Source organism: Massilia sp. LjRoot122, from assembly GCF_964252725.1.
In the GTDB taxonomy this organism is placed as follows: Bacteria; Pseudomonadota; Gammaproteobacteria; order Burkholderiales; family Burkholderiaceae_D; genus Telluria.
Map to the genome: position 1 here is coordinate 5,194,132 of NZ_CAXUPB020000001.1, position 26,367 is coordinate 5,220,498.

Annotated in this window: 21 protein-coding genes; 10 read left to right on the forward strand and 11 right to left on the reverse strand. The window is 66.6% G+C overall.

What is annotated here, in order from left to right; translation table 11 throughout:
- Window positions 1-90: 90 nt before the first annotated feature.
- The 8 genes from ACSQ25_RS22945 to ACSQ25_RS22980 are packed head-to-tail and all read left to right on the forward strand — an operon-like array spanning window position 91 to window position 8,824.
- A complete protein-coding gene (locus ACSQ25_RS22945; RefSeq protein ID WP_436107930.1) occupies window positions 91-1,359 on the forward strand; it encodes an efflux RND transporter periplasmic adaptor subunit in 1,269 nt (422 codons plus the stop codon).
- 25 nt (window positions 1,360-1,384) lie between these two features.
- Window positions 1,385-2,095, forward strand: a complete 711-nt coding sequence (locus ACSQ25_RS22950; RefSeq protein WP_436107931.1) for an ABC transporter ATP-binding protein — start codon at window positions 1,385-1,387, stop codon at window positions 2,093-2,095.
- Between the two features lie 13 nt (window positions 2,096-2,108).
- Entirely contained in the window at window positions 2,109-3,419 is a 1,311-nt protein-coding gene (locus ACSQ25_RS22955) for an ABC transporter permease (RefSeq protein WP_436107932.1), read from the forward strand.
- A gap of 15 nt (window positions 3,420-3,434) precedes the next feature.
- Window positions 3,435-4,667 (forward strand): ABC transporter permease, encoded by a 1,233-nt coding sequence (locus tag ACSQ25_RS22960; protein WP_436107933.1) that lies wholly within the window; start codon window positions 3,435-3,437, stop codon window positions 4,665-4,667.
- A gap of 30 nt (window positions 4,668-4,697) precedes the next feature.
- Window positions 4,698-6,029, forward strand: a complete 1,332-nt coding sequence (locus tag ACSQ25_RS22965) for a sigma-54-dependent transcriptional regulator (protein ID WP_436107934.1) — start codon at window positions 4,698-4,700, stop codon at window positions 6,027-6,029.
- A complete protein-coding gene (locus ACSQ25_RS22970; protein WP_436107935.1) occupies window positions 6,026-7,369 on the forward strand; it encodes a sensor histidine kinase in 1,344 nt (447 codons plus the stop codon). Before ACSQ25_RS22965 ends, ACSQ25_RS22970 begins: the two co-directional genes overlap by 4 nt.
- A 16-nt stretch (window positions 7,370-7,385) precedes the next feature.
- Window positions 7,386-7,994: a glutathione S-transferase family protein gene (locus ACSQ25_RS22975; RefSeq protein ID WP_436107936.1), complete on the forward strand. Its 609-nt coding sequence runs from the start codon at window positions 7,386-7,388 to the stop codon at window positions 7,992-7,994.
- A gap of 53 nt (window positions 7,995-8,047) precedes the next feature.
- The gene (locus ACSQ25_RS22980; RefSeq protein ID WP_436107937.1) at window positions 8,048-8,824 is read left to right on the forward strand and encodes a spermidine synthase; all 777 of its coding nucleotides are present in this window, start codon (window positions 8,048-8,050) and stop codon (window positions 8,822-8,824) included.
- A 10-nt stretch (window positions 8,825-8,834) separates the two neighbouring features.
- On the opposite strand, the gene ACSQ25_RS22985 is transcribed toward ACSQ25_RS22980, so the two are convergent.
- The gene (locus tag ACSQ25_RS22985; protein ID WP_436107938.1) at window positions 8,835-10,073 is read right to left on the reverse strand and encodes an alpha/beta fold hydrolase; all 1,239 of its coding nucleotides are present in this window, start codon (window positions 10,071-10,073) and stop codon (window positions 8,835-8,837) included.
- Between the two features lie 192 nt (window positions 10,074-10,265).
- On the opposite strand from ACSQ25_RS22985, the gene ACSQ25_RS22990 reads away from it, so the two are divergent.
- Window positions 10,266-11,717: a Gfo/Idh/MocA family oxidoreductase gene (locus tag ACSQ25_RS22990; RefSeq protein ID WP_436107939.1), complete on the forward strand. Its 1,452-nt coding sequence runs from the start codon at window positions 10,266-10,268 to the stop codon at window positions 11,715-11,717.
- Window positions 11,718-11,974: 257 nt separating this feature from the next.
- Window positions 11,975-14,404, forward strand: coding sequence for a TonB-dependent receptor plug domain-containing protein (locus tag ACSQ25_RS22995; protein ID WP_436107940.1), 2,430 nt, complete (start codon window positions 11,975-11,977; stop codon window positions 14,402-14,404).
- Window positions 14,405-14,653: 249 nt separating this feature from the next.
- On the opposite strand, the gene ACSQ25_RS23000 is transcribed toward ACSQ25_RS22995, so the two are convergent.
- From ACSQ25_RS23000 to ACSQ25_RS23045, 10 genes are all read right to left on the reverse strand, one after another.
- A complete protein-coding gene (locus ACSQ25_RS23000) occupies window positions 14,654-14,827 on the reverse strand; it encodes a hypothetical protein (RefSeq protein ID WP_436107941.1) in 174 nt (57 codons plus the stop codon).
- A gap of 41 nt (window positions 14,828-14,868) precedes the next feature.
- Window positions 14,869-16,398, reverse strand: coding sequence for a hypothetical protein (locus ACSQ25_RS23005; protein ID WP_436107942.1), 1,530 nt, complete (start codon window positions 16,396-16,398; stop codon window positions 14,869-14,871).
- Window positions 16,395-18,380 carry a DUF4175 family protein gene (locus tag ACSQ25_RS23010; RefSeq protein ID WP_436107943.1) on the reverse strand — a complete coding sequence of 662 codons (1,986 nt, stop codon included), beginning with the start codon at window positions 18,378-18,380 and terminating at the stop codon, window positions 16,395-16,397. The genes ACSQ25_RS23005 and ACSQ25_RS23010 overlap by 4 nt, the downstream gene beginning before the upstream one ends.
- Window positions 18,364-19,335 (reverse strand): BatA domain-containing protein, encoded by a 972-nt coding sequence (locus ACSQ25_RS23015; RefSeq protein ID WP_436107944.1) that lies wholly within the window; start codon window positions 19,333-19,335, stop codon window positions 18,364-18,366. The genes ACSQ25_RS23010 and ACSQ25_RS23015 overlap by 17 nt, the downstream gene beginning before the upstream one ends.
- On the reverse strand, window positions 19,332-20,222 hold the full coding sequence (locus tag ACSQ25_RS23020; protein WP_436107945.1) for a DUF58 domain-containing protein: 891 nt from the start codon (window positions 20,220-20,222) through the stop codon (window positions 19,332-19,334). Before ACSQ25_RS23020 ends, ACSQ25_RS23015 begins: the two co-directional genes overlap by 4 nt.
- A 2-nt stretch (window positions 20,223-20,224) precedes the next feature.
- Entirely contained in the window at window positions 20,225-21,229 is a 1,005-nt protein-coding gene (locus ACSQ25_RS23025) for an AAA family ATPase (protein WP_436107946.1), read from the reverse strand.
- A 3-nt stretch (window positions 21,230-21,232) separates the two neighbouring features.
- Entirely contained in the window at window positions 21,233-21,853 is a 621-nt protein-coding gene (locus ACSQ25_RS23030; RefSeq protein WP_436107947.1) for a DUF4159 domain-containing protein, read from the reverse strand.
- An 8-nt stretch (window positions 21,854-21,861) separates the two neighbouring features.
- Entirely contained in the window at window positions 21,862-23,199 is a 1,338-nt protein-coding gene (locus ACSQ25_RS23035) for a TldD/PmbA family protein (protein ID WP_436107948.1), read from the reverse strand.
- A gap of 12 nt (window positions 23,200-23,211) precedes the next feature.
- Entirely contained in the window at window positions 23,212-24,849 is a 1,638-nt protein-coding gene (locus ACSQ25_RS23040) for a TldD/PmbA family protein (protein WP_436107949.1), read from the reverse strand.
- A gap of 176 nt (window positions 24,850-25,025) precedes the next feature.
- Window positions 25,026-26,360: a TldD/PmbA family protein gene (locus ACSQ25_RS23045; RefSeq protein WP_436107950.1), complete on the reverse strand. Its 1,335-nt coding sequence runs from the start codon at window positions 26,358-26,360 to the stop codon at window positions 25,026-25,028.
- Window positions 26,361-26,367 lie beyond the last annotated feature (7 nt).

The following is a 26,367-nucleotide window of genomic DNA, read 5'->3' on the forward strand; positions in this document are numbered from 1 at the left end:
GCAGCAGCTTTCCTGCCAAATCAAGCACTTGCCTGATTGGCACGGATCGTGCATTGACAACGCCATCCAACGTTGTCACCAGAAGATGCCATGATCCGCGATACATCAGAACAAGACGCCGTCCTCAGCCCGGCCCCGGTCCACAAGCTCAAGCGCCGCGCCTTGTGGGTGGGCGGCGCCGTCGCCATCCTCGCCGTCAGCGCCGCCGTGCTGGGTGCCTGGACCAGCAGTGAGCACTCCGTCAACGTCGACCGCCTGCGCATCGCCGAAGTCAGCCGCGGCACCCTGGTGCGTGACGCCTCGGTCAATGGCCGCGTGGTCGCCGCCGTCAGTCCGACCCTGTACTCGACCTCGCCCGCCACCGTCAACCTGAAGGTCGCCGCCGGCGATACCGTGAAAAAAGGCGACGTGCTGGCGGTGCTCGAGTCGCCCGACCTGACCGATGAGCTCAAGCGCGAAGTGTCGAGCTACGAGCAGCTGAAAGCCGAAGTGGCGCGCCAGCAGATCCTGGCGCGCAAGCAGAAGCTGCTGGCGCAAAGGGAGGCCGACACCGCCGAGATCGACCGCCTGTCGGCCCAGCGCACCCTGGAGCGCTACGAAAGCGTGGCCCAGGTCGGCGTCATCGCCAAGATCGACTACCAGAAGGCCAAGGACGCGCTGAACTCGGCCCAGATCCGCGCACGCCACGCCACGCAGGCTGCCGCCCTCGAAAGCGACGACGTGCAACTGGCCCTGAAGACCAAGATCAACGAGCTGGAACGCCAGCGCCTGTCGATGGCCAATGCCCAGCGCCGCGTCGACGAGCTGACGGTGCGTGCGCCGGTGGACGGCTTCATCGGCACCCTCAACGTGCAGAACCGCATGGTGGTCGCCGCCAATGCGCCCCTGATGACCCTGGTCGACCTGTCCAAGCTCGAAGTCGAACTCGAGGTGCCGGAATCCTATATGACCGACATCGGCCTGGGCATGAGCGCCGAGATCACCCTCCCGGGCGGCAAGGCCACCGGCAAGCTGTCGGCGCTGTCGCCCGAGGTCGTGAAGAACCAGGTGCTGGCGCGCGTGCGCTTCGACGGCGCGCAGCCCACCGGCCTGCGCCAGAGCCAGCGCGTGACGGCCCGCCTGCTGATCGAGGAACGCCCGAACGTGGTGATGCTGCCGCGTGGCCCCTTCGTCGAGAACGATGGCGGCCGCTTCGCCTACCGCGTGGAGGACGGCATCGCCGTGCGCACCCCGGTGCAGCTGGGCGCCACCAGCATTTCCGCCGTCGAGATCCTGTCCGGCCTGAAGCCCGGCGACAAGGTCGTCATTTCCGGCACCGACACGTTCAACAACGCCCAACGCGTTTCGATCAACCGCTAAGACCAATACCAACGAGGAGAATCCCATGCTGCGCATGACCAACCTGAGCAAGGTGTACCGCACCCACATGATCGAGACCCACGCGCTGCGCGGTTTCGAGATCGAAGTCAAGCAGGGCGAGTTCGTGACCGTGACCGGCCCCTCCGGCTCCGGCAAGACCAGCTTCCTGAACATCGCCGGCCTGCTGGAGGAATTCACCTCGGGCGAGTACATCCTCGACGGCGTCAACGTCAAGGGCCTTGACGACTCGTCCCGCTCGCGCCTGCGCAACGAGAAGCTCGGCTTCATCTTCCAGGGCTTCAACCTGATTCCCGACCTGAACCTGTTCGACAACGTCGACGTGCCGCTGCGCTACCGCGGCTTCAACAAGACCGAGCGCAAGGAGCGCATCGAGGACGCGCTGGCCAAGGTCGGCCTGGCCTCGCGCATGAAGCACTATCCGGCCGAGCTGTCCGGCGGCCAGCAGCAGCGCGTGGCGATCGCGCGCGCGCTGGCCGGTTCGCCCAAGCTGCTGCTGGCCGACGAACCGACCGGGAACCTGGATACGCAGATGGCGCGCGGCGTGATGGAGCTGCTGGAAGAGATCAACGCGGCCGGCACCACCATCCTGATGGTGACCCACGACCCGGAACTGGCGGTGCGCACCACCCGCAACGTCCACATCATCGACGGCCAGGTCTCGGACCTGGTGCGCAAGGGCCCGACCCTGGTCGACAAGACCGCCGTGTCGGCATAAGGAGCGCGACGCCATGTTTGCCTATTACTTCAAGTTGGGCCTGCGCAGCCTGCGCCGCAACCCCGCGCTGACCGCCCTGATGGTGCTGACCCTGGCCATCGGCGTGGCCGCCAGCGTCTCGACCCTGACCATCCTGCACATGATGTCGGGCGACCCGATTCCCCACAAGAGCGACCGCCTGTTCGTGCCGCAGCTCGACAACGGCCCGGTCGAGGGCTGGGTCCCGAGCGATGGCCCGAACGACATGCAGATGAGCTATCCGGACGCCGCCAACCTGCTCAAGAGCGGCCAGGGCGAGCGCCGCACCGCGATGTACGGCATCGAGCTGCCGGTCGAGCCGCCGCGCAGCGACATCCCGGCCTTCAATTCGCGCGGCCTGGCGCCGACCCGCGACTTCTTCACCATGTTCGACGTCCCCTTCCTGCACGGCCAGCCCTGGACCGAGGCCGATGACACGCGCGGCGCCGACGTCGTCGTGCTGAGCCGCGAGATCGCGGAGAAGCTGTTCGGCAGCGTCAACCCGGTCGGCAAGCAGCTCATGATGAAGGGCTTCCCCTTCACCGTGGTCGGCGTGACCGATACCTGGGCGCCGCTGCCGCGCTTCTACAAGCTGATCGGCGGCAGCCGTTTCGGCAAGGGCGAGGAGTTCTTCATTCCCTTCTCGAGCGCGATCCGCCACGAGCAGGGCCACAGCGGCAGCATGAACTGCAGCGCCAACCGCGAGCCCGGCTTCGCCAACCTGCTGACTTCCGAGTGCACCTGGATCCAGTTCTGGTTCGAAGCCCGTTCGGCATCGGACCGCGCCGACCTGCAGAGCTTCCTGAACAACTATGCGAGCGAGCAGCGCAAGCTGGGCCGCCTGAAGCGCAATGCGCCGAACGAGTTGTACAACGTGATGGAGTGGATGGAAGAACTGAAGGTGGTCGGCAACGACAGCAAGCTGTCGGCCTGGCTGGCCTTCGGCTTCCTGATCCTGTGCCTGGTGAACACCATCGGCCTGCTGCTGGCGAAGTTCTCGGTGCGCGCCTCCGAAATCGGCGTCCGCCGTGCACTGGGCGCCTCGCGCCGCGACGTGTTCAAGCAGTTCCTGATCGAGACCGGCGTGGTCGGCCTGGCGGGCGGCGTGCTGGGGCTGGTGCTGGCCTTCGGTGCGCTGGCCCTGATCGGCATGCAGAGCAAGGGCATGGCGACGATCGCGCGCATGGACTGGCAGATGCTGATCCTGACCTTCGTGATGTCGGTGCTGGCCGCCCTGGTCGCGGGCCTGCTGCCGACCTGGCGCGCCTGCCAGGTGACGCCGGCGATCCAGCTGAAATCCCAATAAGCGAGAGAGACCATCATGGAAATCCGTCCCATCCTGTCCGCGCTGATGCGCAATAAGACCGGCCCGATCCTGGTCGCCCTGCAGGTCGCCCTCAGCCTGGCGATCCTTGCCAACGCCCTGCACATCGTGAACGAGCGGCGCGAAACCGCCGCCCGCCCCTCGGGCCTGAGCGACGAGGCCGCGACCTTCTACTTCACCGTCCGCAACCTGAACAAGGACGGTCCCGAGCAGCAGCTCGCCACCATGAAGCGCGAAGCCGAGGTGCTGCGCGCGGTCCCGGGCGTGCTGTCGGTGGCGAACGTGTCGCAGATGCCGATGTCGCGCGACGGCAGCACCAGCAGCGTCGCCATCGACCGGCGCCAGGAACGCGAGAGCGCGCTGGCCGGCATGTACATCTCCGGCGACTCGCTGGTCAAGACCTTCGGCCTGAAGGTGGTCGACGGCCGCGACTTCCTGCCGCAGGATTTCGTCGAGATCAACGAGAACGAAAACCGCGAGCTGCCCAAGACCATCATGATCACCAAGCCGCTGGCCGACAAGCTGTGGCCGGGCCAGTCGGCGGTCGGCAAGACGATGTACTTCGGCACCGGCGACGAGGCGCAGGGCGTCCAGGTGGTCGGCGTGGTCGAGCGCCTGCAGACCGCGCACACCGAAGTGGGCGAGCGCGGCGGGTTCTCGGTGCACGTCCCGGCGCGCCTGTACGGCAACCCGGGCGCCCTGTATGCGATCCGCACCGAACCGGGCCAGCGCGACCGCGTCATCAAGGAAGCCGAGGCGGCGCTGCGCAAGTCCTCCGCCACGCCGATGATCCTGCAGACCAAGACCACCGAGGAAGACCGCAAGGACCGTTACCGCGCCGACGTCGCGCTGTCGTGGATGCTGATCACCGTGAGCGTGCTGCTGCTCCTGATCACCTGCTCGGGCATCGTCGGCATGGCCAGCCTGTGGGTGACCCAGCGCCGCAAGCAGATCGGCGTGCGCCGCGCCCTGGGTGCGCGCAAGATCGACATCCTGCGCTACTTCATCATGGAGAACTTCATGATTACCAGCGCCGGCGTGTTCGGCGGCGTGATGCTCGGCCTGGGCCTGAACCACCTGCTGGTGACGAAGCTCGAGATGGCGCGCCTGCCGGCGCACTACCTGGTGGGCGGCGCGATCGTGTTCTGGGCGCTCGGCATCCTGGCGGCCTATGGCCCGGCTTGGCGCGCGGCCAGCATCTCGCCGGCCACCGCGACCCGCAGTGCCTGAGGGTAAGCAAGCAATGCTAAACTTGCCGTCATGCCAACCGTACTGATCATCGACGACAACGCCGCGGTCGCCATCGCGCTCGACGTCCTGTTCTCCCTCCACGACATCGCGTCGCTGCGCGCGGGCTCGCCGGAGGAAGGACTGGCCATCCTCGGGCGCGAGCCGGTGGACCTGGTCATCCAGGACATGAACTTCACGGCCGACACCACCTCCGGCGAGGAAGGCGTGGCGCTGTTCCGCGAGATCCGCCGGCGCCACCCGGACCTGCCGGTGATCCTGCTGACCGCCTGGACCCACCTCGACGCCGCGGTGGAACTGATCAAGGCCGGCGCCGCCGACTACCTGTCCAAGCCCTGGAACGACGAGCGCCTGCTCACCACGGTGACCAACCTGATCGAGCTGGGCCAGGCCAACCGCGCCCTGAACCAGCGCCTGCAGCGCGAGCGCAAGGCCAAGCGCGAGCTGGAACAGAACTTCGACCTGCGCGGCCTGGTGTGGCAGGACCCGGCCACCGAACGCGTGCTGACCCTGGCCTGCCAGGTGGCGCGCGCCGACGTGCCGGTGCTCATCACCGGCCCGAACGGCACCGGCAAGGAACGCATCGCCGAGATCATCCAGGCCAACTCGCAGGTGGCCGACGGCCCCTTCGTGGTGCTGAACTGCGGCGCCCTGCCCTCGGAGCTGATCGAGGCCGAGCTGTTCGGGGCCGACGCCGGCGCCTATACCGGCGCGTCGAAAGCGCGCGAAGGCAAGTTCGAGGCGGCCGACGGCGGCACCCTGTTCCTCGATGAGATCGGCAACCTGCCGCTGGCCGGGCAGATGAAACTGCTGCGCGTGCTGGAAACCGGGCGCTTCGAGCGCCTCGGCTCCAACCGCGAGCGCCAGGTCAAGGTGCGCGTGATCAGCGCCACCAATGCGGACCTCGGCGCCATGATCCGCGCCGGGAGCTTCCGCGAAGACCTGTTCTACCGCCTCAACGTGATCGAGCTGCGCCTGCCGCCGCTCGCCGCGCGTCCGGGCGACATCCTGCCGCTGGCCCTCAGCTTCCTGCGCGGGAAGACCCTGCACCCCTCGGCCGAAGCGGCGCTGCAGGCCCATACCTGGCCCGGCAACGTGCGCGAACTGAAGAACGTGATGGCGCGCGCCAGCCTGCTGGCCCAGGGCGACGTGATCAAGGCGCCCGATCTCGGGCTGCCGGTGGCGGTGGCGCAGGTGGCGGATGCGGAACCCGACCGCGAGGCCATCGTGCAGGCGCTGGCGCGCGCCGGCGGCGTGGTGGCCCAGGCCTCCGCCGAGCTGGGCCTGTCGCGCCAGGCCCTGTACCGGCGCATGGAGCGGCTCGGCATCGCCAGGCCGGCATGAAGCGGCCGGGCCTCCGGCTCTCGCTGGTGACGCGCTGGTCGGCGCTGGTCGGCACGCTGCTGGCCCTCGGCATGCTGATCGCGCTCGGGCTGGACCATCTCTTCCCCGGTCACCCGGTGCTGGTCTTCTTCGCCTGCCTGGTGGCGATCGTCCCGATCGCCATCATCACCATCCGCTCCCAGATCCAGCCGATCCTGTCGCTGTTCCGCGCCCTCGAGGGCACGGTGACGAGCTACCGCGACGGCGACTTTTCCTTCAGCCTGCACTGGCCGCAGAACGACGAGCTGGCCGACCTGATCGCCGCCCACAACGAGCTCGGCCAGGTGCTGCGCGAACAGCGCCTCGGCCTGGTGCAGCGCGAACTGCTGCTCGACACCATGGTGCAGAACACGCCCGTCGCCATGCTGCTGGTAACCGACTTCGCCGCGAATACGGGCACCATCGTCTACGCCAACCTGGCGGCGCGCCAGCTGCTGTCCGAGGGCCGCAAGCTCGAAGGGCACGGGCTGGGCGACATCCTGGACAGCGCCACTCCGGCCTTGAAAGAGGTGCTGGCGCGCGGCGGCGACGGCCTGTTCACCGCCGGCGAGTCGGAAGAAGAAGAGGTCTACCACCTGGCACGCAGCGCCTTCACGCTCAACGGCCGCCGCCACGAACTGCTGCTGCTGCGTCATCTCACCACCGAGCTGCGGCGCCAGGAGGTGCAGACCTGGAAGAAGGTGATCCGCGTGATCAGCCATGAGCTGAACAATTCGCTGGCGCCCCTCACCTCGCTCGCGCACTCGGGCGCGGAGCTGGTGCGGCGCGGCCAGACCGAGCGCCTGCCGCAGATCCTGCAGACCATCGGCGAGCGCACCCGCCACCTCGAGACCTTCATCCTCGGCTACGCGCGCTTCGCCAAGCTGCCTACCCCGCGCCTCGAAGCCCGCCCCTGGGGCGTCTTCATCGACCGGCTGGCCGACCAGGTGCCTTTCCGCGTGGTGGGTGAATTGCCGCAGGAGCCGGCCTGGATCGATGCCGCCCAGATGGAACAGGCCCTGCTTAACCTGCTCAAGAATGCCCACGAATCCGGATCGCGGCCGGAAGCCGTCGAGCTGCAGGTACGCCGCGTACAGGATGTCCTGCGCATCGACGTGCTGGACCGCGGCGCCGGCATGAGCGACACCGTGCTGGCCAACGCGCTGGTGCCCTTCTACTCGACCAAGCGCAGCGGCACCGGCCTCGGACTGGCGCTGGCGCGCGAGATCGCCGAAGCCCACGGCGGCCGCATTTCGCTGTCGAACCGCGAGGGCGGCGGCCTGGCCGTCACCCTGATTTTGCCGGCAATGCCTACCCCATGACCATGAAAGGACGCTTATGCTGAAGATCATCGGAAAGGACAGCTCGATCAATGTCCGCAAAGTGCTGTGGACCAGTCTCGAACTCGGACTGCCCTTCGCGCGCGAGGACTGGAGCGCGGAACATGCGGGCCTCAACCCGAACGGCCTGGTGCCGGTGCTGGTCGACGATGGCTTCGTGCTGTGGGAATCGAACACGATCTGCCGCTACCTGTGCACCAACTACGGCGAGCAGGGAGAGGGAGCCCTTCTCCCCGCCGGCGCGCGTGAGCGCGCCCGCGTCGAGCAGTGGATGGACTGGCAGGCCACCGACCTGAACACGGCTTGGCGCTACGCTTTCATGGCGCTGGTGCGCAACAGCCCCGCGTTCCAGGACCCGGCCCAAGTCGAGGCCAGCATCGCGTCCTGGAACCGCCACATCGGCATCCTGGACGCCCAGCTGCGCGCCACCGGCGCCTACGCCGCGGGCAGCGCCTTCACGCTGGCCGACGTCGTGCTGGGCCTGTCGGTGAACCGCTGGATGATGACGCCGATGGACAAGCCGGATTTCCGCCACGTGGCGGCCTATTACGACCGCCTGACCGAGCGGCCGGGCTTCCGCGAGTTCGGGCGCAACGGCATCGCCTGAGCTGCGCCGGCGGGTGGTCTGGTAAGATCGGGCTTCACAGCCGTTCCTCTGCCATGCCACCTTCGTACGCCCACATCGATCCCCGCTTCGCCCAACCGGGCCACCCGCCCGCCACCATCGACGAGTTCGAGGGCGTGCGCTTTCTCCACCTCGGCACCTCCTGGGTGCAGGGCGCGATGCGGCTGTCCAAGCCGGATGCGATCGAACTCGAATACGTCCAGATGATGATGATGTGGACGCTGTTCAAGGAGGCGCCGCGCCGCATCGTCCAGCTGGGCCTCGGCAGCGCGGCGCTCACCAAGTTCTGCTACCGCCGCTTCCCCGGCGCCCGCGTGACCGCGGCCGAGCTCAATCCAAACGTGATCGCCATCTGCCGCGCCCTGTTCGGCCTGCCCGAGAACGACGCGCGCCTGGACGTGCGCGAAATGAATGCGCTCGACTTCGTGCTCGATGCCGACAACCATGGCCAGGTCGACGTGCTGCAGGTGGACCTGTACGACCACGACGCGCGCGGCCCGGTGCTCGATTCGCCGGACTTCTACCAGGGCTGCTACGACTGCCTGACGGAAGACGGCATCATGACCGCCAACGTGTTCGGCGACGTCAACAGCTACGACAAGAACCTGCTCACCATGCAGCAGGTCTTCGACGCGGTGGTCTGGCTGCCCGAGGTGCACGATGCAAACATCGTGGTGCTGGCCTTCAAGCATGCGCCCCAGCTCGATTTTTCGGTGCTGTACGAGCGCGCCGGCGAGATCCGGCGCCATCTCAACCTGCCGGCGAAGAAGTGGGTCGATGGGTTGAAGGAGTGGATGCAGGACCACGCCTGAGAGTCAGTTCTCAGCGCGCCAGCGCCCCTTCGGCCTTGGCCAGGTTGGCGCGGTAACCCGCCAGCACCTTCTCATTTTTGCCCTGCGCCTCGGCCAGCGTGATCGCCCGCATGAACTGCAGCTTGGCCTCGAGCGGCTTGCCGGCCGCCAGCAGCACTTCGCCGTAGCTGTCCTGCACGTTGTCGGACGTGCTGTACCTGCCGGCGCTTGCCTTCATGAGCCGTTCGGCGAGCAGGGGCTGCTTGCGTGGCCCGAGCAGTTCATAGCCGAGCTGGTTGATGTCCGCCTCGCCGAAGCCGCTCGCCTCCAGCACCTGCGCCATCTGCGCATCGCTACCGCCCTGCTCCAGGCGGCGCAGCAGCTCGGCCCGCGCCGCGTCGCGCACGCGCTTGATGCGCGCGCTCTCCGCTGCGGCGATCACGCCCTCGACTGCGGCGACAACGAGCTGCGGCTGCTCCTGGTGGATGTTATGGCCGCTTTCGGCGGTCACGATGTGGCTGCCGTTGCTGAAGCCGCGGAAGAAGCGCTCGTGCAGCGTGCGCCACACCTGCACCGCGGCCGGCGTCTCGAGGAAGAGCTGCGGCTGTTCGCGCTTCTGCACCGAGGTCAATACCGCCACCGGCACGTCGGGCAAGGCGCCGGTGAAGGGCAGCTTGCCGCTGTCGAGCACTGCCTGCACGCTGCGCAGCTCGGCGTGGAATTTCGGCGGCATGAACTGCTCCGTCAGTTTGCTGTCCTTGTCCACGGCGGCGGCGTCGAGCTTGCGCAGCTCCACGTTGAATTGTTCGTCGCTTGGATCGACGAAGACCATGCCGGCCACCTGTTCCGGATGGCGCGCGGCAAAGCTGCGGATCAGGAAACCGCCGTAGGAATGCCCGACCAGCACAAAGGGAGGTTTCAGTCCTGCCGTGGCGATCAGCTGTTCCAGCTCGCCCGTGCGCGCCGCGATGGTCGGCGCCTCCGGGCGCGGATCCGACTTGCCGTGTCCGGCGCGCGAGTAGGCCACCACCTTGGCCGATGTGGCCAGCGCCGGCGCGACCTTGCGCCACACGCCCAGGTCGCGCCCGAAGCCTGCTTCCAGGATCACCGTGTAATTACCGGAACCGAGGGTCGCCATCTGCACGCTGTAGTCGCCGACTTTGATGGTGTCCGGTGCGGATGCCGGCGTGGCGGCCTGGAGCGTGCCAGACAGCGCAAGCGCCAGCATGGCGGCGGCAAGGCGGCCGCGGTAAGGAAGTAAACGATTCAACAGACTCTCCTGGAAATGGTGCTGGCTATTGTAAACACGACAAGCCGATAAAACTCAGCCTTTGCAGGATTACCCACTCCGGATAGTCCACTGAACGCACTCCAGTCCAACCAATCAACAAATTGGTCTTGCCAATTCTCCTTCTTGCGGCCACCATATGCACAGCTGTAAAAACAAGACTTGGAGACAGAAATGATGGAAAAGGATTCTGGCGGCATCGACCGCCGCACCGTGCTGAAGACCGCCGGGGCTGCAGGCCTGATGCTTGCCACCGGCGGCGTCTTTGCTGCGACCGCGCGCAAGCGCTATGCGGTGGTGGGCGTGGGTTCACGTGCGCGCATGTTCACCAATGCCATGACCGGCAAGTTCCGCGACACCTCCGAAGTGGTGGCCGTCTGCGACAGGAATGCCGGGCGCCTCGCGCGTGCCGTGAAGCTCATCACCGAGACCGGCGCCAGCCAGCCGCGCGGCTACGCCGCGGCCGATTTCGACCGCATGATCCGTGAAACGAAGCCGCAGTTCGTGATCGTCACTACCACCGACGCCAGCCACGACGACTACATCGTGCGCGCGCTCGACGCCGGCTGCGACGTGATCACCGAAAAGCCGATGACGACCACCGCCGAAAAAGCGCAGCGCATCCTCGATGCCGTCAAGCGCAGCGGCCGCCAGGTGCGCGTTACCTTCAACTACCGCTACTCTCCGCCGCGCACCCAGATCAAGGAGCTCTTGATGTCGGGCGAGATCGGCGACGTCATTTCGGTCGACTTCACCTGGCTGCTCAACACCGTGCACGGCGCCGATTACTTCCGCCGCTGGCACGGCAACAAGGCGAATTCGGGCGGCCTGATGGTGCACAAGTCGACCCACCACTTCGACCTGGTCAACTGGTGGCTCGGCGCCCAGCCGGAGACCGTGCACGCCTTCGGCTCGCGCCAGTTCTACACGCCGGAAACCGCGCGCCGCTCGGGCCTGTCCGGTCCGCACGAGCGCTGCCTCACCTGCCCCGAAAAACAGAAGTGCAACTTCTATTTCGACCTGGCCTCGGACCCGGGCCTGAAAGCCCTCTACCTCGACAACGAGAAGTACGATGGCTACTACCGCGACCAGTGCGTCTGGCGCCCGAGCATCGACATCGAAGACACGATGAACGTGATGGTCCGCTACGACAATGGGGCGCACCTGAACTACGCGCTGTCGGCGTATGACGCCTGGGAGGGTTACCACATCGCCTTCAACGGCACCAAGGGACGCATCGAACACCGCATCGTCGAATCCGGCGGCGCAGCCGGCGCGGCCAAGGTCCAGAGCGGCAGCGAGAGCGTGTCGATCCGCGTCATCCCGATGCGCGGCCAGCCGCGCGACATCGAGCCGATCATCGGCAAGGGCAGCCATGGCGGCGGCGACGACGTCATGCTCACCGAAATCTTCGGCGACGGCCCGGCCGACAAGTACAAGCGCGCATCGGACGAGCGTGCCGGGGCCTGGTCGGCCCTGGTCGGGATTGCGGCCAACAAATGCTTCGAGACCGGGCAGACAGTGCGCGTCGCCGACCTGGTGACCGGCCTCACCCCGCCGGACCGCGCACCGATGCCGGACCGCCGCGCACCGGTGTCAATGCCGATCCGGATCAAGATTCCCTGACGCGGTACACCCGGATCTCGGGAAACATCGAACCCCATTCCAGCGCAAGCGGAATGGGGTTTTTCCATTCATGCTGGATCACTTGCTCATCTTGTAGGCAATCCCTTCCCCGTAAATAGAGCGAATCACCTAAAAGTGTTGTGTCTTGCACAGTTCACACTTGTACTTACGTAAATATTTGCTCAAAATCAAGTAGCCGTCTTTATAAGAGACGTAGTTTTTGTGATGGCGTAAATCAAACTCAACAAGGGGACAAGATGGTGAATCAACCGCAGAAACGGGTATTGCTGGCAACCGCACTGGTATCGGCCATGGCATCGGCGTTCGCGCAGGAAGCAGCGGACAGCCAGAAGGAGCCGGCCACCGTGGTGGTGCTGGGTTCGCGTACCCAGGCCAAGACCGCACTCGACACCGCGGTGCCGGTAGGCCTGATCAGCGCGAAAGACCTGCAGTCGGCCGGCTCGCTCGAACTCGGCAAGGTGCTGCAGGATCTCGACCCGTCGTTCAACTTCACGACGACCTTCATCAGCGACGGCACCGACATCATCCGCCCCGCCACGCTGCGCGGCCTCGGCCCCGACCAGCTGCTGGTGCTGGTGAACGGCAAGCGCCGCCACCAGCAGGCCCTGGTCAACGTGCAGCAGACCATCGGTCGCGGCTCGGCCGGCACCGACATCAATGCGATTCCCCTGTCCGCCATCCAGTCGATCGAAGTGCTGCGTGACGGCGCGGCCGCGCAGTACGGCTCGGATGCGATCGCCGGCGTGATCAACATCGTGCTGAAGAAAGGCGCCACCGATACCCTGTTCAGCGCCAGCGCCGGCACCACCAGCGAAGGCGACGGCGACACCTATACCGCCAGCGCGCACAAGGGCTTCGCCCTCGGTACGGATGGCGGCTACATGAACCTGTCGGTCGAAGGCCGGCGCCGCAACGAGACCAACCGCGCCGGCCCGGACTCGCTGCGCGTCAACCCGCCGCGCGTGACCCAGCGCATCGGCGACAGCCTGGCCAAGGACGGCTACCTGTGGCTGAACGCCTCGCTGCCGATGGGCGGCGGCGAACTGTACACCTTCGGCGGCGCATCGAAGCGCACCGGCGATTCCTCGGGCTTCTTCCGCTCGGCGGGCGATGCGCGCAACGTGCCGGCGGTGTACCCGAACGGCTTCCTGCCGAACATCATCACCACCGTCAAGGATGCCTCGCTCGGCCTCGGCTACAAGCACGACCTGGCCGGCGACTGGAGCGTGGACCTGAGCGTCAACCACGGCCGCAGCGAACTCGGTTTCCACGAGCGCAATTCGATCAACGTCAGCTACTACTACGAGACCGGCAGCTCGCCGTTAGAGGCCGACACCGGCAAGCTGAAGTTCGACCAGACTACCCTCAACCTCGACTTCAAGGGTTCGGTGGACTTCGCCGGCGCCCCGCTCTACATCGGCACCGGCTTCGAATGGCGCCAGGATAACTACCAGATCGTGGCGGGCGACCCGGTGTCCTACCAGTACGGCCGCACCAACGATCCGCGCAAGATCATCCGCGACCAGACCGGCGGCATCGCGGCTTCCGGCATCCAGGGCTTCCCGGGCTATACCCCGGGCACCGAAGTGGACGACGGCCGCCACAACACCGCCTACTACGTCGACCTCGAACGCAAGATCGGCGACACGCTCTCGCTCGGCGCCGCCCTGCGTCACGAACGCTACTCGGACTTCGGCAACACCACCATCGGCAAGCTGAGCTTCCGCTACGACCCGTCGCGCACGCTCGGCCTGCGCGCCAGCGCCTCGACCGGCTTCCGTGCGCCGGGCGTGCAGCAGAAGTTCTACAGCTCGGTGTCGACCAACCTGAACGCCGCCGGCGTGCTGACCGAAACCCTGACCGCGCGCGAGAACAGCGCCGTGACCCGTGCCTTCGGCATTGCACCGCTGCAGGAAGAAACCTCGAAGAGCGCCAGCATCGGCGCGATCCTGCGTCCGACGCAGAACTTCTCGGTGACGGCCGACCTGTACCGCACCAACATCGACGACCGCATCGTGTTCTCGTCGAACATCGCGCCGGAATCGGGCGCCTGTGCGACCGCGGCCGCCTGCCCGATCAAGGCCATCCTCGATCCGCTGCGCGTGGGCCAGGCCCAGTTCTTCACCAACGCGATCGACACCACGACGACCGGCTTCGACCTGGTGGCCCAGCACACCACGCGCGGCCAGGGCTCGACCCTGGTGCTGTCCGGCCAGCTCGGCTTCAACCGCACCAAGGTGAAGGATCGCCATTCGCAGTCCTCGGTGCTGACCGGCGCCCAGCTGTTCGACGACACCCAGGTGACGCTGATCGAAAAAGGCCAGCCGCGCCAGCACCACGTGGTGGCGGCCGACTACACCATCGGACAGTGGAATGCGACGGCACGCGCGAATTACTTCGGCGAAGTGGAAGGCCAGGGCTTCACCCCGGGCTTCATCCAGACCTGGTCGGCGAAGTGGATCCTCGACCTGACCGGCCGCTACAACTTCAACAAGAAGCTGAGCCTGAGCGCGGGTATCAACAACGTGTTCGACACCTATCCGACCAAGTGGGATCCGGTCAAGGCGGCGCCGTTCCCGCAGCTGGGCTTTACCCATTGCTGGGAAACCTGCCCGTTCGGGATCAATGGGCGGTCGATGTACGCGAAGGTGGATTACGCGTTTTAAGGAAGTCCGTTGGGTGGACGGCTCTACCGCCACCCAACAGGGCCAGGGTCCGGGCCAGGGTCAAGGGTCCGGGCCAGGGTCAGGTCTGACATTCGAACACAGGGCCAGGGTCAGGTCTGACATTCGAACACAGGGCCAGGGTCAGGTCTGACATTCGAACACGAGCTCTTCCATACTACTGTTGAGTTCGTGTCTGAAAGTCAGACCTGACCCCGGTGTACGTGACCCCGGTGTACGGTGTAAAACGATTCAGCTGTGCCGCTTTGCCATCAAGGCGCCGATACCAACGCCAATTCCAATCCCGGGTCCAATACCCAAAGCAAGATTGCCGATCGCGACGCCAATTGCGCATCCAATCGCTACGCCGAAGCACAGGCCCATGCCTATATATTTGCGCTTCTTCTGGTCGTTAGCAGCTGACATTGAATCTCCTTTGTAGTCCGGCAAATGACGATCTTTTTCACCTAGCGCCGCTCGCGCCACCAGAGCAGCAGCATCGCCAGGGTGAACGTGGGCGCGAAGGGCCAAGCCGGGAAGGCCTGTGCCGCACCCTCCAGCGCCTTTGCCGGCGTACGGGCCGCATAGCGCGCGGTGGCATCTCGGCGCTGCGCCGCCTGCCATTGCGGCCAATCGGCCGGCGCGTAGACATAGACCGCATGCGCGCCCGCCTTCGCATCCTTGACCTGCAGCCAGCCCGATTTCTCCGGCCACACGGCCACGCAAGCCGCATCGGTGCGCGCCGACCAGCTACGCACCAGCTTCAGGTCCGGGAACCTTACCTCGCCGTTCACGCCGCGTGCGCATAGTTCCATGCGCTGGCCCGGCAAGGGCAGCTCTTCCGGCTCCAGCCATTCGACGTCCTTGGGAAGCTCGACGCCCACGCGGTCCAGCACACCCTGCCACCACAGCGCCAGCGCCTGCGGTTCGGCGATCGCGTGGCGGTGCCATTCGCTGGCGCCCAGCCAGGCGATGCGGCCCTTCTGCCAGCTGCGGGTCCAGACCAGGTTGTCCGTGCCCGTCCATTCGCCGGCCTCGCGCGATGCGGGATTGAGCGGCGCCACCGGGAGCTCCAGCGGCGTATCGATCTTCTTGTCCGCGGGCTGCGCTTTCAAGGACAGCCCCAGCGTGCGTGACCAGACACCGGGGTCGTTGGCGTTCGCACCCAGTACCAGCAGCGGCAGGCCACCGGCCACCCGCCCCAGCAGCGCGGCACGTTCGGCCCCGCTCGCGCGCTCGAACCAGGCGGCGTCGATGACCAGCAGGTTGGGCGCCTTCATTTCGTCCAGCGGCAGTTCGGTGCGCGTGATGGCGCGGCCCAGCACCACCTGCCAGTCGAGCAGCGCACCGCTGCCGGCCAGCAGTTCGTTGAGCGTGCGCAGGTCGAACGAGGGCGCGCCGAAGCGTCCTTGCACCTGCAGGATGTTCGGCTCGATGACGGTCAGCGGCACCGGTCCTTCGGCCAGCGTCTTGCCGGCGCCATCCAGCAGGCGGGCCTTGAGCACGACCCGCTCGGCCAGCGGCGGCATCCAGTTCACCACCAGGTCGCCCGTGCCGCGCGCATCCGCGATGACCTGGCCGTTCTCCCCCAGCAGCTGCAGGCGTGCGTCTGTCTTGTCGTCGCGCTGCACGCGCAGCGTGAACGTGCGGCCGAGCGCGAGCTGGCGCGGGTAGTGCAAGCGCAGGCTGCCGCCCTCGGGGCGCTGCCATTGCAGCGGCAGCGCGGGCAGGTCGTTCCATTGCGCTGCGCGCAGGCCGTCGCCCTTGACCGCGAAGGCACGTACCCCTTCCAGCGTCGGCGCCGGCGCGGCCGCGTCGAGCGTCAGGGTCCGTCCGGTGTCGCCAGGCAGGCGGATACCGGCCGCGAACAGGCCGAGCGCTGCGGCGGCAACCAGCACCAGCAGCGCGTCGATGAATGTGCGGCGCCAGGCGTAGATGCCGGCGCTGGCAATGCCGGCGGCGCCAATCAAGGCCAGCATCAGGTTCGTGCTCATCATGGCTTCACTCCCTCACGCCACGCGCGCACGAAAGGCGTTTCCACCGTGGGCCTTGCCTGCAACAGCACCTGTCCCTGACCTGCCGCCTGGCGCAGCCAGGCGCGCAGCACCGGGCGGCACGCCAGGCAACCATCAGCCACGTCCTGGATCGCCTTCTGCGCCGACAGGCGCTGGTCGTCGTCCTGCAGGCGGTTGCGTACCCAGTCGTGCGCGCTGCGGGTCCACAGCGCCGGCAGCGGACCGTCGCCCGACAGCGCCTGCACCAGCAGGCTTACGTCTTCCGGCACGCGCTTCTCGGCCCCGCCCTGCTCGCGACGGTAGCTGGCGGTGCCGTCCATGTCGCCGCTCATGCGCTTCTCTTCCTTGATCGGCGGCGGCACGAAGGCGGTCTTGTGCAGGTAGATGCGTTCGGCCTGCTGCAATTCCTTGATCGCCTCGAGCGCCTTGTGCTCGGGCGGCAGCGCGACCTTCGGCGTGATCGCGCGCAGCGCCTTCTCGGCATCCCACATCGCCATCAGCGCGCGGCGCAGCACCTTTTTCGTCTCTTCGTCGAACAGGGTGGCGTTCTCGGCTTCGTCGTGGGCATGGCCGTACTGGTGCAGGATGTCCTGGTTGCCGCCACCTTCAGCGCCGCCGTGATCGTCGTGATCGTCCTCGCCGTCAGAGAACAGCGACGACTCTTCGCCCAGGAACTGGCCGTAGCGGCGGCGCAGAGCGCCCTGGTCGTTGGCGATCTTCTGGCTGCGCTCGAGCACCGCCTCCGTGCTCATCTTCGTCGTGCGCATGTCGGCCACCAGCTGCTCGGTATCGATGATGATCTGGCGCTGGCTGCGCAGGCTCTGCGGCTTGACCAGCATCGGCATCGCGGCGCTCTCTTCTTCCGCTTCTCCCGGCGGGGCCGGCAGGCGCAAGGTATAGGTCGGCGACTGCACCGTATGCGGGCGCGCCGCGTTGTCGCTCGCGCGTACGAAGAAGTACAGCTCGTCGCCCGGCTCCATGCCCAGCTCGGCCAGCGACCAGTTCTTCGACCAGTTGCGCTGCTTCGGGTCCGGGGAGCTTGGCAGAGGCATTTCGCGGTCGGTGAAGCGGATGTTCTCGCCGCTGCCGCGCGCCAGGGTCATGTGCAGGGTGGCGCGCGTCACGACATAGTCGTCGCGCACCTTCACGCCCATGGCGGCGCTGGTCGCCGTTTCGGAAAGCTCCTGCACCATCTGGGTCGGCGCGGTGACCGTGATCTCCGGCGGCTGGTCGGGGATGACCTTGACCGTGTAGCGGTTGCCGCGCCAGCGCCAGAACACCGATTCGGTGGCGGTCCAGCGCGCACACTCCTTGCCCGGCTTGAGCAGCTCGCCGGTGCTGAGTTCAATGCTTTCCTCCGCGGCCGACGGGTCTTTCAGGCACCAGCTCATGACGGTCTGTTCGGGCACCTGCAAGTCCTTCGGCGCCGACTCGACCGAAGCAGCCTTGGTGTAGGCCGGCGGTGCGGTGCGCACCACCAGCTGGCTCGCGACCGGGGCAGCGACCGCCACCGGCGCCTTGCCCGGGGCGCTTGCGCTGCCCTGCGGTGTGGCGCTGGTCGCGAACCACACGGCAGCAGCCGCGACCACGCTCCCCAGCAGCCAGGGCGCGCCGGTTTTCACGCGGCCGCGCGCGATGCTCCGCAACTGCTGCCCGGAGACGGCGGCATCGAGGCGGTCGAGGATGCGGCGGCGCTGCAGCTGGGCCACGGGCGTCGGCGCATGCTCGATCAGCGCGCTGCTGTCTTCCATCTCGGGCACGGCGCCGTCCAGCCAGGACGTCCATTCGATACCGACGCGGCGCCGCAGGACGGCCCAGTCCCAGGCGCACCACATGGTCCAGGCGATCAGGCCGGGGGCCGAGCGGATGACCAGCCATGGCAGGGCCCCGGCGATCCAGAGCGGCAGCCGGCGCAGCTGGGCGGCGCGCCAGACGCGGCGGGTAATCTCAGCGCCGTCTTGCATGCGTCAGGATCCTTTCGAGTACGAACAAGGCCACCAAGGCGGCCATCAGCATGTCGCGCAGCGCGCCGCTCGGCTCCGGCGCACGGGCAGCGCTCGATGCCTCGAACACGCGCGAGGGAGCCGTATAGGCAGGAGGACCCGCATGCAGGCGCTGCCAGTTGTCCAGCAGGGCGCGCGCGGCATCGGCGGTTTGTGGCGGCCAGGCGTCCGAATGCCACAGGCGGCCGCGCGGGCTGTCGGCGTAGCGCAGGCCGTCCACCTGTGGCGCCTTGCCCAGTTCAGGGAAGGCGGCGGTGTCGGTCACCAGCCACAGCGGCGCGCGCAGCGATGGCGGCGGCGTATCCTTGCGATCCCAGACGATGAGGGCGGTCTTCGCACTTGGAGTGGCGTCGATCGTCACCCCTTCCGCAGCGAAGACGCGGCGCCACTGTTCCGGGCGCTCGCTCACGATATGGACGTGGCGCTCCGTCTTTTCCGGCCGGCGCGCCAGCGTGCGCAGTTCGATCCTGCGCCCGAATTCCGGCAGCAGTGCCGGCATCGGCAGGTCGCCCACCACCAGCAGGCGCGCCTCCGGGCGCCATTCGCGCTGGTGGGCGCGCAGCCAGGTGATCGTCTGCGCAGCCGGCATGCTCAGGCGGTCGGCCTTGGCCAGCCCGGCCTGTGCCGCCTGTTGTTCGACCCATTTGGGGTCGGTGCCGATGGCGACGACCACGGTATCGCCGCGCCAGGGCATGACCGGATCGGCCAGCCAGGCGATGGCGGTGGCCAGCATCAGGCAGCGCACCAATAAGAGAATGACATCGTTCCAGCGCCAGGCACGCGTCTGGCGCGGCTCGGCGCGCGGCAGGAAGCGGGCCGTGGCCAGCAGCTCGGCCTTGTGCTGCTCGCGCTTGCGCCGGTGCCACCAGATCGGCAGCAGCAGGATGGGCAGCGTGAACCACCAGAGTTGATTCATGGGCGGCTCCCCGGTCGGCGCAGCCATAGGCGCAGGACCTCGCCCGGTGGCTGTTCGATGCGCGCGGCCACCAGCGGGATGTCGCTCTTGCGGCAGGCCGCCTTGACGGTGGCGAAGTGCGCCTCACGGTTCTGGCGATAGCCTTCCTTCAGGTCGGAACCGAAGCGGTAAACACCGGTCCCCTGCTCCGGGTCGCGATAAGCCAGCGCCGACGAGAAACTGGCGTCGACTTCCGCCTGCGTCTGCAGGCACAGCACGCGCACGTCGTGGCGCATGCCGCGCAGGCGCGTCAAGGCCTGCGACAGCGGCGAAGGCCAGTCGAGCAGGTCGCTGGCCGCGAAGATGACGCTGGGAGATTGGGCAAAGTGCAGGCTGGCGCGCAGGGTATCGGCATCCGGCAGTTCGCCGTCCGCCTGCACGCGACTGAGCTGCAGCAGCACGCGCTGCAGCTGGCGCGGACCACGCAGGGCCGGCGTGAACTGCACCTTGCCGCCATTGAGTACGACGAGCCCGAAAGCGTCGCCCTGGCGCTGGGCGATGGCCGCCACGCAGCCGAGCACGGTGCGGGCATAGGCCAGCTTGTCGACGCCCTCGACTTCGCGGCTGGGCTCGAGCATCGAGGCGCTGGCGTCCAGCACCAGCCAGACCGCCACGTGGCTGTCGCGCTCCGCTTCGCGCACGAAGTAACGGTCGGCGCGCGCCAGCAGCTTCCAGTCGACGCGCCGCCACTCATCCCCGGGCGCATAGGCCCGGTATTCCGAGAATTCGACGCCCGCCCCGCGCTCGCGCCCGGCGTGGATGCCATGGCCGAGGCCCGCCAGCACGTGGCGGATCACGAGGTCGAGCTTCTGCGTGTGCGCGATCAGCGCGGTCTTCGCCAGCGACAAGATTAATCGACCCGGATCTCGTTACGCAGGGATTGCAGGATGTCGGCGATGGCGATGCCATCGGCCTCCGCCTCGAAGTTGCGCAGCACGCGGTGCGCCAGTACCGGCAGCAGCATGGCCTGGATGTCGTCGCGCGTGACCGCCAGGCGGCCCTGCATCAGGGCGCGCGCCTTCGAGGCCAGCACCAGGGCCTGGCCGGCGCGCGGGCCCGCGCCCCAACCGACGTGCTGCTTCACCGCGGCCACGGTGGTCAAGGCCGGACGGGTGTTACGCACCAGGCGCGTCGCGTAGCGCAGCAGGTGTTCGCCGATCTCGATGTCGCGTACCAGCTGCTGCATGCGCAGCAGGGTCTCGACCGTCATCGCCGGCTCGGCGTCGTCCAGGCCCGCGTGGGTGGTGCGCGAGACCATCAGCACTTCTTCGTCCTCGGTCGGGTAGACCACGTCGATGCGCAGCAGGAAGCGGTCGAGCTGGGCTTCCGGCAGCGGATAGGTGCCGGCCTGCTCGATCGGGTTCTGCGTCGCCAGCACGAAGAAGGGACGCGGCAGCTTGTGGGTGTGGCCGGCGAAGGTGACGGCGCGCTCCTGCATCGCTTCCAGCAGCGCCGACTGGGTCTTGGGCGGCGCGCGGTTGATCTCGTCCGCCAGCAGCACCTGGGTGAACACAGGACCTTGCTGGAAGCGGAACACGCGCTGGCGCGTCGTGGTGTCTTCTTCCAGGATCTCGGTGCCGACGATATCCGAGGGCATCAGGTCCGGGGTGAACTGCACGCGGCGGAACTGCATGTCGGTGGCCTGTGCCAGCGATTTCACCAGCAGGGTCTTGCCCAGTCCCGGTACGCCTTCGACCAGGGCGTGGCCGCCGGCCAGCAGGCAGGTGACCAGCAGGTCGACCACTTCTTCCTGGCCGATGATCACGCGCGCCATGCTTGCCTTCAGCTCGCCCACCTTCGCCGTCAAGTCGGCGATTTCCTGTTCACTCCACGCTACCGCATCACGTTCCGCCACCACTTACGCTCCCAACGCATATTGAATGATATTGACTGCGAAGCGGGTGTTGTCGACCGCGAGGAACCGCTTGTTGCGGAAGTCGTAGTCCCACTCGCATCCGTAGTCCTTGTTCGAGTACAGCAGGCGGATGCGCCCGCCGAACTCGATCGCCTTCAGGTACTCGTGCACCAGGTCGTCGCCCCAGCCATTGAGTTCCCCGCCGGTGGTCGGCGGCCCGTCGAACTTGAAGAAGCAGGAATACAGCGGGTGCGTATTCGGGATTTTCTTCAGTGCGGAGGCGCCGAAAATCTTGACCATCTCGGCCTCGAAGGATTTCGCGAACAGGCCGTCGATGTCGTGGTTGCAGTCGTCCACGAAGACGAAGCCGCCGCCACGCACGTACTTCTCCAGGTTGCGCCGTTCCGCCGGGGTGAACTGCACCAGCTTGTGGCCCGCGAAGTAGCAGAACGGCGCCTGCAGCATCTTCGGATCCGACAGAGCGACGATGCGCTCCGCCGGATCCACCCGCAGCGTGGTGTACTCGACCAGCGAGTTCAGCACGTTGCTGGGCATACGGATATCCACGTCCCAGTCGCCCGACTCGTAGCTCAGGCGCGTGAAGTAGAAATCGAAGTTCGCCATTACGCCATTTACACCGCGTCGGACAGCGAGGTGAAGTTGAAGTCGCGGACCTTCATCGGCGGCAGCACCATCTGAAACGGCACCTCGTCGCCACCGATGATCTCGGGCTTGCCCAGTTCATCGATGTTGTTGAGGATGGTGACCGGGCTTTCATTGAAGCGGAAGTTCTTCACCGGATGCTTGATCTTGCCGTTCTCGACGTAGAAGGTGCCGTCGCGGGTCAGGCCCGTGATCAGCAGCGACTGCGGGTCGACCATGCGGATGTACCAGGTGCGGGTGACCACGATGCCCTTCTTGGTGCCGGCGATCAGCTCTTCCAGCGACTTGGTGCCGCCGGCCATGATCATGTTGCCGTGGCCCGCCGTGGCCTGGTTGCCGGTCTTCTGCGCCCAGTAGGGCGAATAGCCGAGCGAGGCGACACGGCCGTCCTTGATGATGTCGGTGCGCTTGCGGGCGATCATGGTCTGGTTGTCCCACGGCGCCACCGGCACGTCCGGATTCCACGGGTCGGCCCAGATGTTGACCTGCTGGTCGAACAGCTTCTCGCCCAGGCGGTTGCCGCCGCCCTTCTTGGCCAGGAAGCTGCGGCCTTCGTCCGCGGCGCGTGCGCCGAAGGAGCTGAACATGTTGCCGAGGATTTCCGAAGTCGCCGCCGGTTCCAGGATCACGGTGTAGCGGCCCGGCTCCAGCGCTTTCGCATCGACCGAACGCAGGGCCTTGTCGATCGCAATCTCGGCCGCTTCGGCCGCGTTGAAGCGGCGCGCATCGACTGCCGAGCGGGTCACCCAGCCCGAACCGCGGCCGTCTTCGGTGCGCGCGGTGCAGGTGAAGGACAGGTCGGTGAATTCCTGGAAGCCGAACACGCCCTTCGAGTTGGCGATGCAGGCGAAGCGGTTGCTGTCGGTGAAGAATCCCGCGGTGACCAGCTTCTTGGCGCGCGCCCGGCTGATCGAGGCGGCCGCCACTTCGGCGCGGTAGTCCGGATCGATGGCCGCGGTCGACGACATGAAGGTCTTGGTGTTCAGGTATTCCTGCTTGCCGACGCTTGGGACGAATTCCGGATTCTCCGGCGCCAGGCGCGCCAGTTCCTCGGCGCGGCGCACGGCCTTTTCCAGCGACTTGTCGTCGAACTCGTTGATGACGGCGGTGCCCACGCGCTTGCCGAAGGCGACGCGCACGGCCAGTTCAGTGTCTTCGGTCAGGCCGGCGGTCGACACGCTGTTGCGCGCGAAGCGGATGTTACCGGTGGTGTTGCCCTCGATCGACACGTTGCACTCGTCGGCTTTCGAGAAACCGATCACGCGGTCGGCGATGCGTTTTGCTTGTTCCTGGTTCAGCTGTTTCATATTGTCTTCTCCTCAACCGATCTTGCGTGCGGTGTTGATGACGTTGATGCCATTGAAGCGCGCGGTGCTCGAGCCATGCGAGACTGCGCTGACCTGGCTCGGCTGGCCTTTGCCGTCGAAGAACGAGCCGCCCATGCGCCAGTCGCGCTCGTCGCAGATGGCCGAGCAGGCGTTCCAGAATTCCTGGGTATTGGTCTGGTAGGCCACGTCTTCCAGCTGGCCGGTGATCTTGCCGTTCTTGATCTCGTAGAACAGCGTGCCGCCGAACTGGGAGTTGTAGCGCTGCTGGTCGATCGAGTAGGAACCGCGGCCGAGGATGTAGATGCCCTTCTTGACGTCCTTGACCATCTCGTCCGGGGTCAGGCGTTGCTTGCCCGCCTCCAGCGAGATGTTCGGCATGCGCTGGAACTGGATGGTGCTCCAGCTGTCGGCGTAGGAGCAGCCGTGCGATTCCTTCTCGCCGATGATGTGGGCCTGGTCGCGCGTGGCCTGGTAGTTGACCAGGATGCCGTTGCGGATGATGTCCCACTTCTTGGCGCGCACGCCTTCGTCGTCGTAGCCGATCAGGCCGAGCGAACCCGGGGTGGTGCGGTCCGCGACGAAGTTCACGCGCTCGGAACCGTACTTGAATTTCTTCGATTCCCACTTGTCCAGGCCCACGAAGCTGGTGCCGGCGTAGTTGGCCTCGTAGCCGAGCACGCGGTCCAGTTCCGTCGGGTGGCCGACGTTTTCGTGGATGGTCAGGAACAGGTGCTCAGGGCTCAGCACCAGGTCGTACTTGCCCGGCTCGACCGATTTGGCGCTCAGCTTCTCGCGTGCCTGCTTGCCGGCCAGGCGGGCGTCCTCGATGATGTCGTAGGAATTGGTGTACAGCGTGGTCACGCCGCCGGCGGCCTGCACCTTGTCGCTGGCTTTCGCGTCGAAATACTCGTAGCCCATGCTCACCGGTGAGCTGAGGCCCGCGCGCGAGCGGAACTTGCCGCTGGCCTTGTCGACGGCGGTCGCATTGATCGGGGCCCACAAGCGGTGGATGTCCTGGTCGATGTAGGAGCCGTCGGTGGAAGCGAAGTACTTCTGCTGGTTGATCTGGAACAGCGAGGCGGTCATGAAGCTCGCGCCCGCGTCCATGCCCGCCTTGTTGGCGGCGATCAGCATGTCGGCCTTGTCCTTGACCGGGATGCTGCGCCAGTCCTTCTTGACCGGGGTGGCCCAGGCCACCTCGCCCACGCCCTTCACCGGGGCGAGGCGCACCGGCTCGGCCTGCAGCCGGGCGTTGGCCTTGGCAATGGCCACCGCCTGGCGCGCCGCATTGGCGATACCGTCCGGGGTCATGTTATTGGTCGAGGCGAAGCCGTAGGCGCCGTTGGCGATCACGCGCACGCCGACGCCGCTCGACTCTGTGTTGCTGATGTTCTCGACGTTCAGGTCGCGCGTGATGATGAACTGGTTCAGGTAGCGGCCAATGCGCACGTCGCAATAGGACGCGCCGGCCTTGGTGGCGGCGTTCAGTGCGGTGTCGGCAAGAAGCTTCTTGGCGCTGGCAGGCATGGCGCTCATCAGCTCATCGGCGGCGATGGCATTGCCGAAGACCGGGATGAGCATGGCGCCGGCGGTGCCGGCGCCGATCTGGAGGAATTTACGACGTTCCATGTATGTTTTTCCGTGTGCTTTCACCCGCAACTCCAAGACCGTCATTCCCGCCACTGGCGGAACTGACTCCCGGCGCAGGCCGGGATCCAAGTTTGACGCCGACACTACTCAGCGGAATTGGATTCCGGCCTTCGCCGGAATGACGGATCAACAGGTACGGGTTTCGTTTGACGTGCTTACACCGCGTCCGAGAGCGAGGTAAAGTTGAAATCGCGGATCTTCATCGACGGGATCAGCATGGAGTAGTTCGCCTCGTCGCCGCCGATCACCAGCGGCTTGCCGATTTCCTCGATGTTGTTCAGCATCGTCACCGGGCTCTCGTTGAAGCGGAAGTTCTTGATCGGGTACTTGACCTTGCCGTTCTCGATGTAGAAGGTGCCGTCGCGGGTCAGGCCGGTGACCAGCACCGACTGCGGGTCCACCATGCGGATGTACCAGGTGCGGGTCACCAGCACGCCCTTCTTGGTGTTGGCGATCAGCTCTGCGGTGCTCTTGTCGGTGCCGGCCATGATGATGTTGCCGGCGCCGCCGGTGGCGCGCTGGTTCTTCTTCTGGGCCCAGTAGCGCGAGTAGTTCAGCGCATTGATGCGGCCGTCCTTCACCAGGTGGGTGCGTTCGCGCGGCAGCATGTTGCCGTCCCACGGCAGCACCGGCACGTCCTTGTCCCACGGGTCGGACCAGATGTTGACCTGCTGGTCGAACAGCTTGTCGCCCAGGCGGTTGGCGCCGCCCTTCTTCGACAGGAAGCTGCGTCCTTCGTCGGCCATGCGGGCGTTGAAGCCGCCGATCATGAAGGTCAGCAGGTCGCTGGTGGCGCTCGGCTCCATCACCACGGTGTAGCGGCCCGGCTCGAGCGCCTTGGCGTCCACCGAGCGCAGTGCCTTCTCGATGGCCACGTCGGCCGCTTCGCGCGGGTCGAACTTGGCCACGTCGCGCGCCGAGCGCTTGACCCAGCCCGAACCGCGGCCGTCTTCGGTGCGCACGGTGCAGGTGAAGTCGAGCGAAGTGGCGACCTGGTGGCCGAACACGCCGTTCGAGTTGGCGATGGTTTCAAAGCTCTCGCGGTCGGTGAAGAAGCCGGCGGCGACCAGGCCCTTCTTGCGGCAGGCTTCCATCGCATAGGCGGCGGCCTGGGCGCGGAACTCCGGGTCGATGGCGGCGGTGCGCTGGACATAGGTCTCGGACGACTGGTAGGCGGTCTTGCCGATCGTCGGCATGAACTCCGGATTCTCCGGCGCCAGGCGCGCCAGGTCTTCGGCGCGGCGCACGGCCTTTTCCAGCGACTTGTCGTCGAACTCGTTGATGGTGGCGGTGCCCTGGCGCTTGCCGAAGGCGACCTGCACCTGGATCTGGGTGTCGTCGGCCAGGCCGGCGGTCGACACGGCATTGCGGGCGAAGCGGATGTTGCCGATGCGGCTGCCTTCGACGTTGACGATGCACTCGTCGGCTTTCGAGAGCGACAGCACGCGGTCGGTGATGCGCTTGGTCTGTTCCTGGGTCAGGATGCTCATGGGGTCC

Bases quoted from the DNA above. Each gene is read 5' to 3' on its own strand.
- ACSQ25_RS22980 (WP_436107937.1), top strand. From the start codon at position 8,048: ATGCCACCTTCGTACGCCCACATCGATCCCCGCTTCGCCCAACCGGGC.
- ACSQ25_RS22955 (WP_436107932.1), top strand. From the start codon at position 2,109: ATGTTTGCCTATTACTTCAAGTTGGGCCTGCGCAGCCTGCGCCGCAAC.
- ACSQ25_RS23015 (WP_436107944.1), bottom strand. From the start codon at position 19,335: ATGAATCAACTCTGGTGGTTCACGCTGCCCATCCTGCTGCTGCCGATC.
- ACSQ25_RS22975 (WP_436107936.1), top strand. From the start codon at position 7,386: ATGCTGAAGATCATCGGAAAGGACAGCTCGATCAATGTCCGCAAAGTG.
- ACSQ25_RS23045 (WP_436107950.1), bottom strand. From the start codon at position 26,360: ATGAGCATCCTGACCCAGGAACAGACCAAGCGCATCACCGACCGCGTG.
- ACSQ25_RS22945 (WP_436107930.1), top strand. From the start codon at position 91: ATGATCCGCGATACATCAGAACAAGACGCCGTCCTCAGCCCGGCCCCG.
- ACSQ25_RS23040 (WP_436107949.1), bottom strand. From the start codon at position 24,849: ATGGAACGTCGTAAATTCCTCCAGATCGGCGCCGGCACCGCCGGCGCC.
- ACSQ25_RS23010 (WP_436107943.1), bottom strand. From the start codon at position 18,380: ATGCAAGACGGCGCTGAGATTACCCGCCGCGTCTGGCGCGCCGCCCAG.
- ACSQ25_RS23000 (WP_436107941.1), bottom strand. From the start codon at position 14,827: ATGTCAGCTGCTAACGACCAGAAGAAGCGCAAATATATAGGCATGGGC.
- ACSQ25_RS22950 (WP_436107931.1), top strand. From the start codon at position 1,385: ATGCTGCGCATGACCAACCTGAGCAAGGTGTACCGCACCCACATGATC.
- ACSQ25_RS22960 (WP_436107933.1), top strand. From the start codon at position 3,435: ATGGAAATCCGTCCCATCCTGTCCGCGCTGATGCGCAATAAGACCGGC.
- ACSQ25_RS22995 (WP_436107940.1), top strand. From the start codon at position 11,975: ATGGTGAATCAACCGCAGAAACGGGTATTGCTGGCAACCGCACTGGTA.
- ACSQ25_RS22965 (WP_436107934.1), top strand. From the start codon at position 4,698: ATGCCAACCGTACTGATCATCGACGACAACGCCGCGGTCGCCATCGCG.
- ACSQ25_RS22990 (WP_436107939.1), top strand. From the start codon at position 10,266: ATGATGGAAAAGGATTCTGGCGGCATCGACCGCCGCACCGTGCTGAAG.
- ACSQ25_RS23030 (WP_436107947.1), bottom strand. From the start codon at position 21,853: ATGGCGAACTTCGATTTCTACTTCACGCGCCTGAGCTACGAGTCGGGC.
- ACSQ25_RS22970 (WP_436107935.1), top strand. From the start codon at position 6,026: ATGAAGCGGCCGGGCCTCCGGCTCTCGCTGGTGACGCGCTGGTCGGCG.
- ACSQ25_RS23035 (WP_436107948.1), bottom strand. From the start codon at position 23,199: ATGAAACAGCTGAACCAGGAACAAGCAAAACGCATCGCCGACCGCGTG.
- ACSQ25_RS23005 (WP_436107942.1), bottom strand. From the start codon at position 16,398: ATGATGAGCACGAACCTGATGCTGGCCTTGATTGGCGCCGCCGGCATT.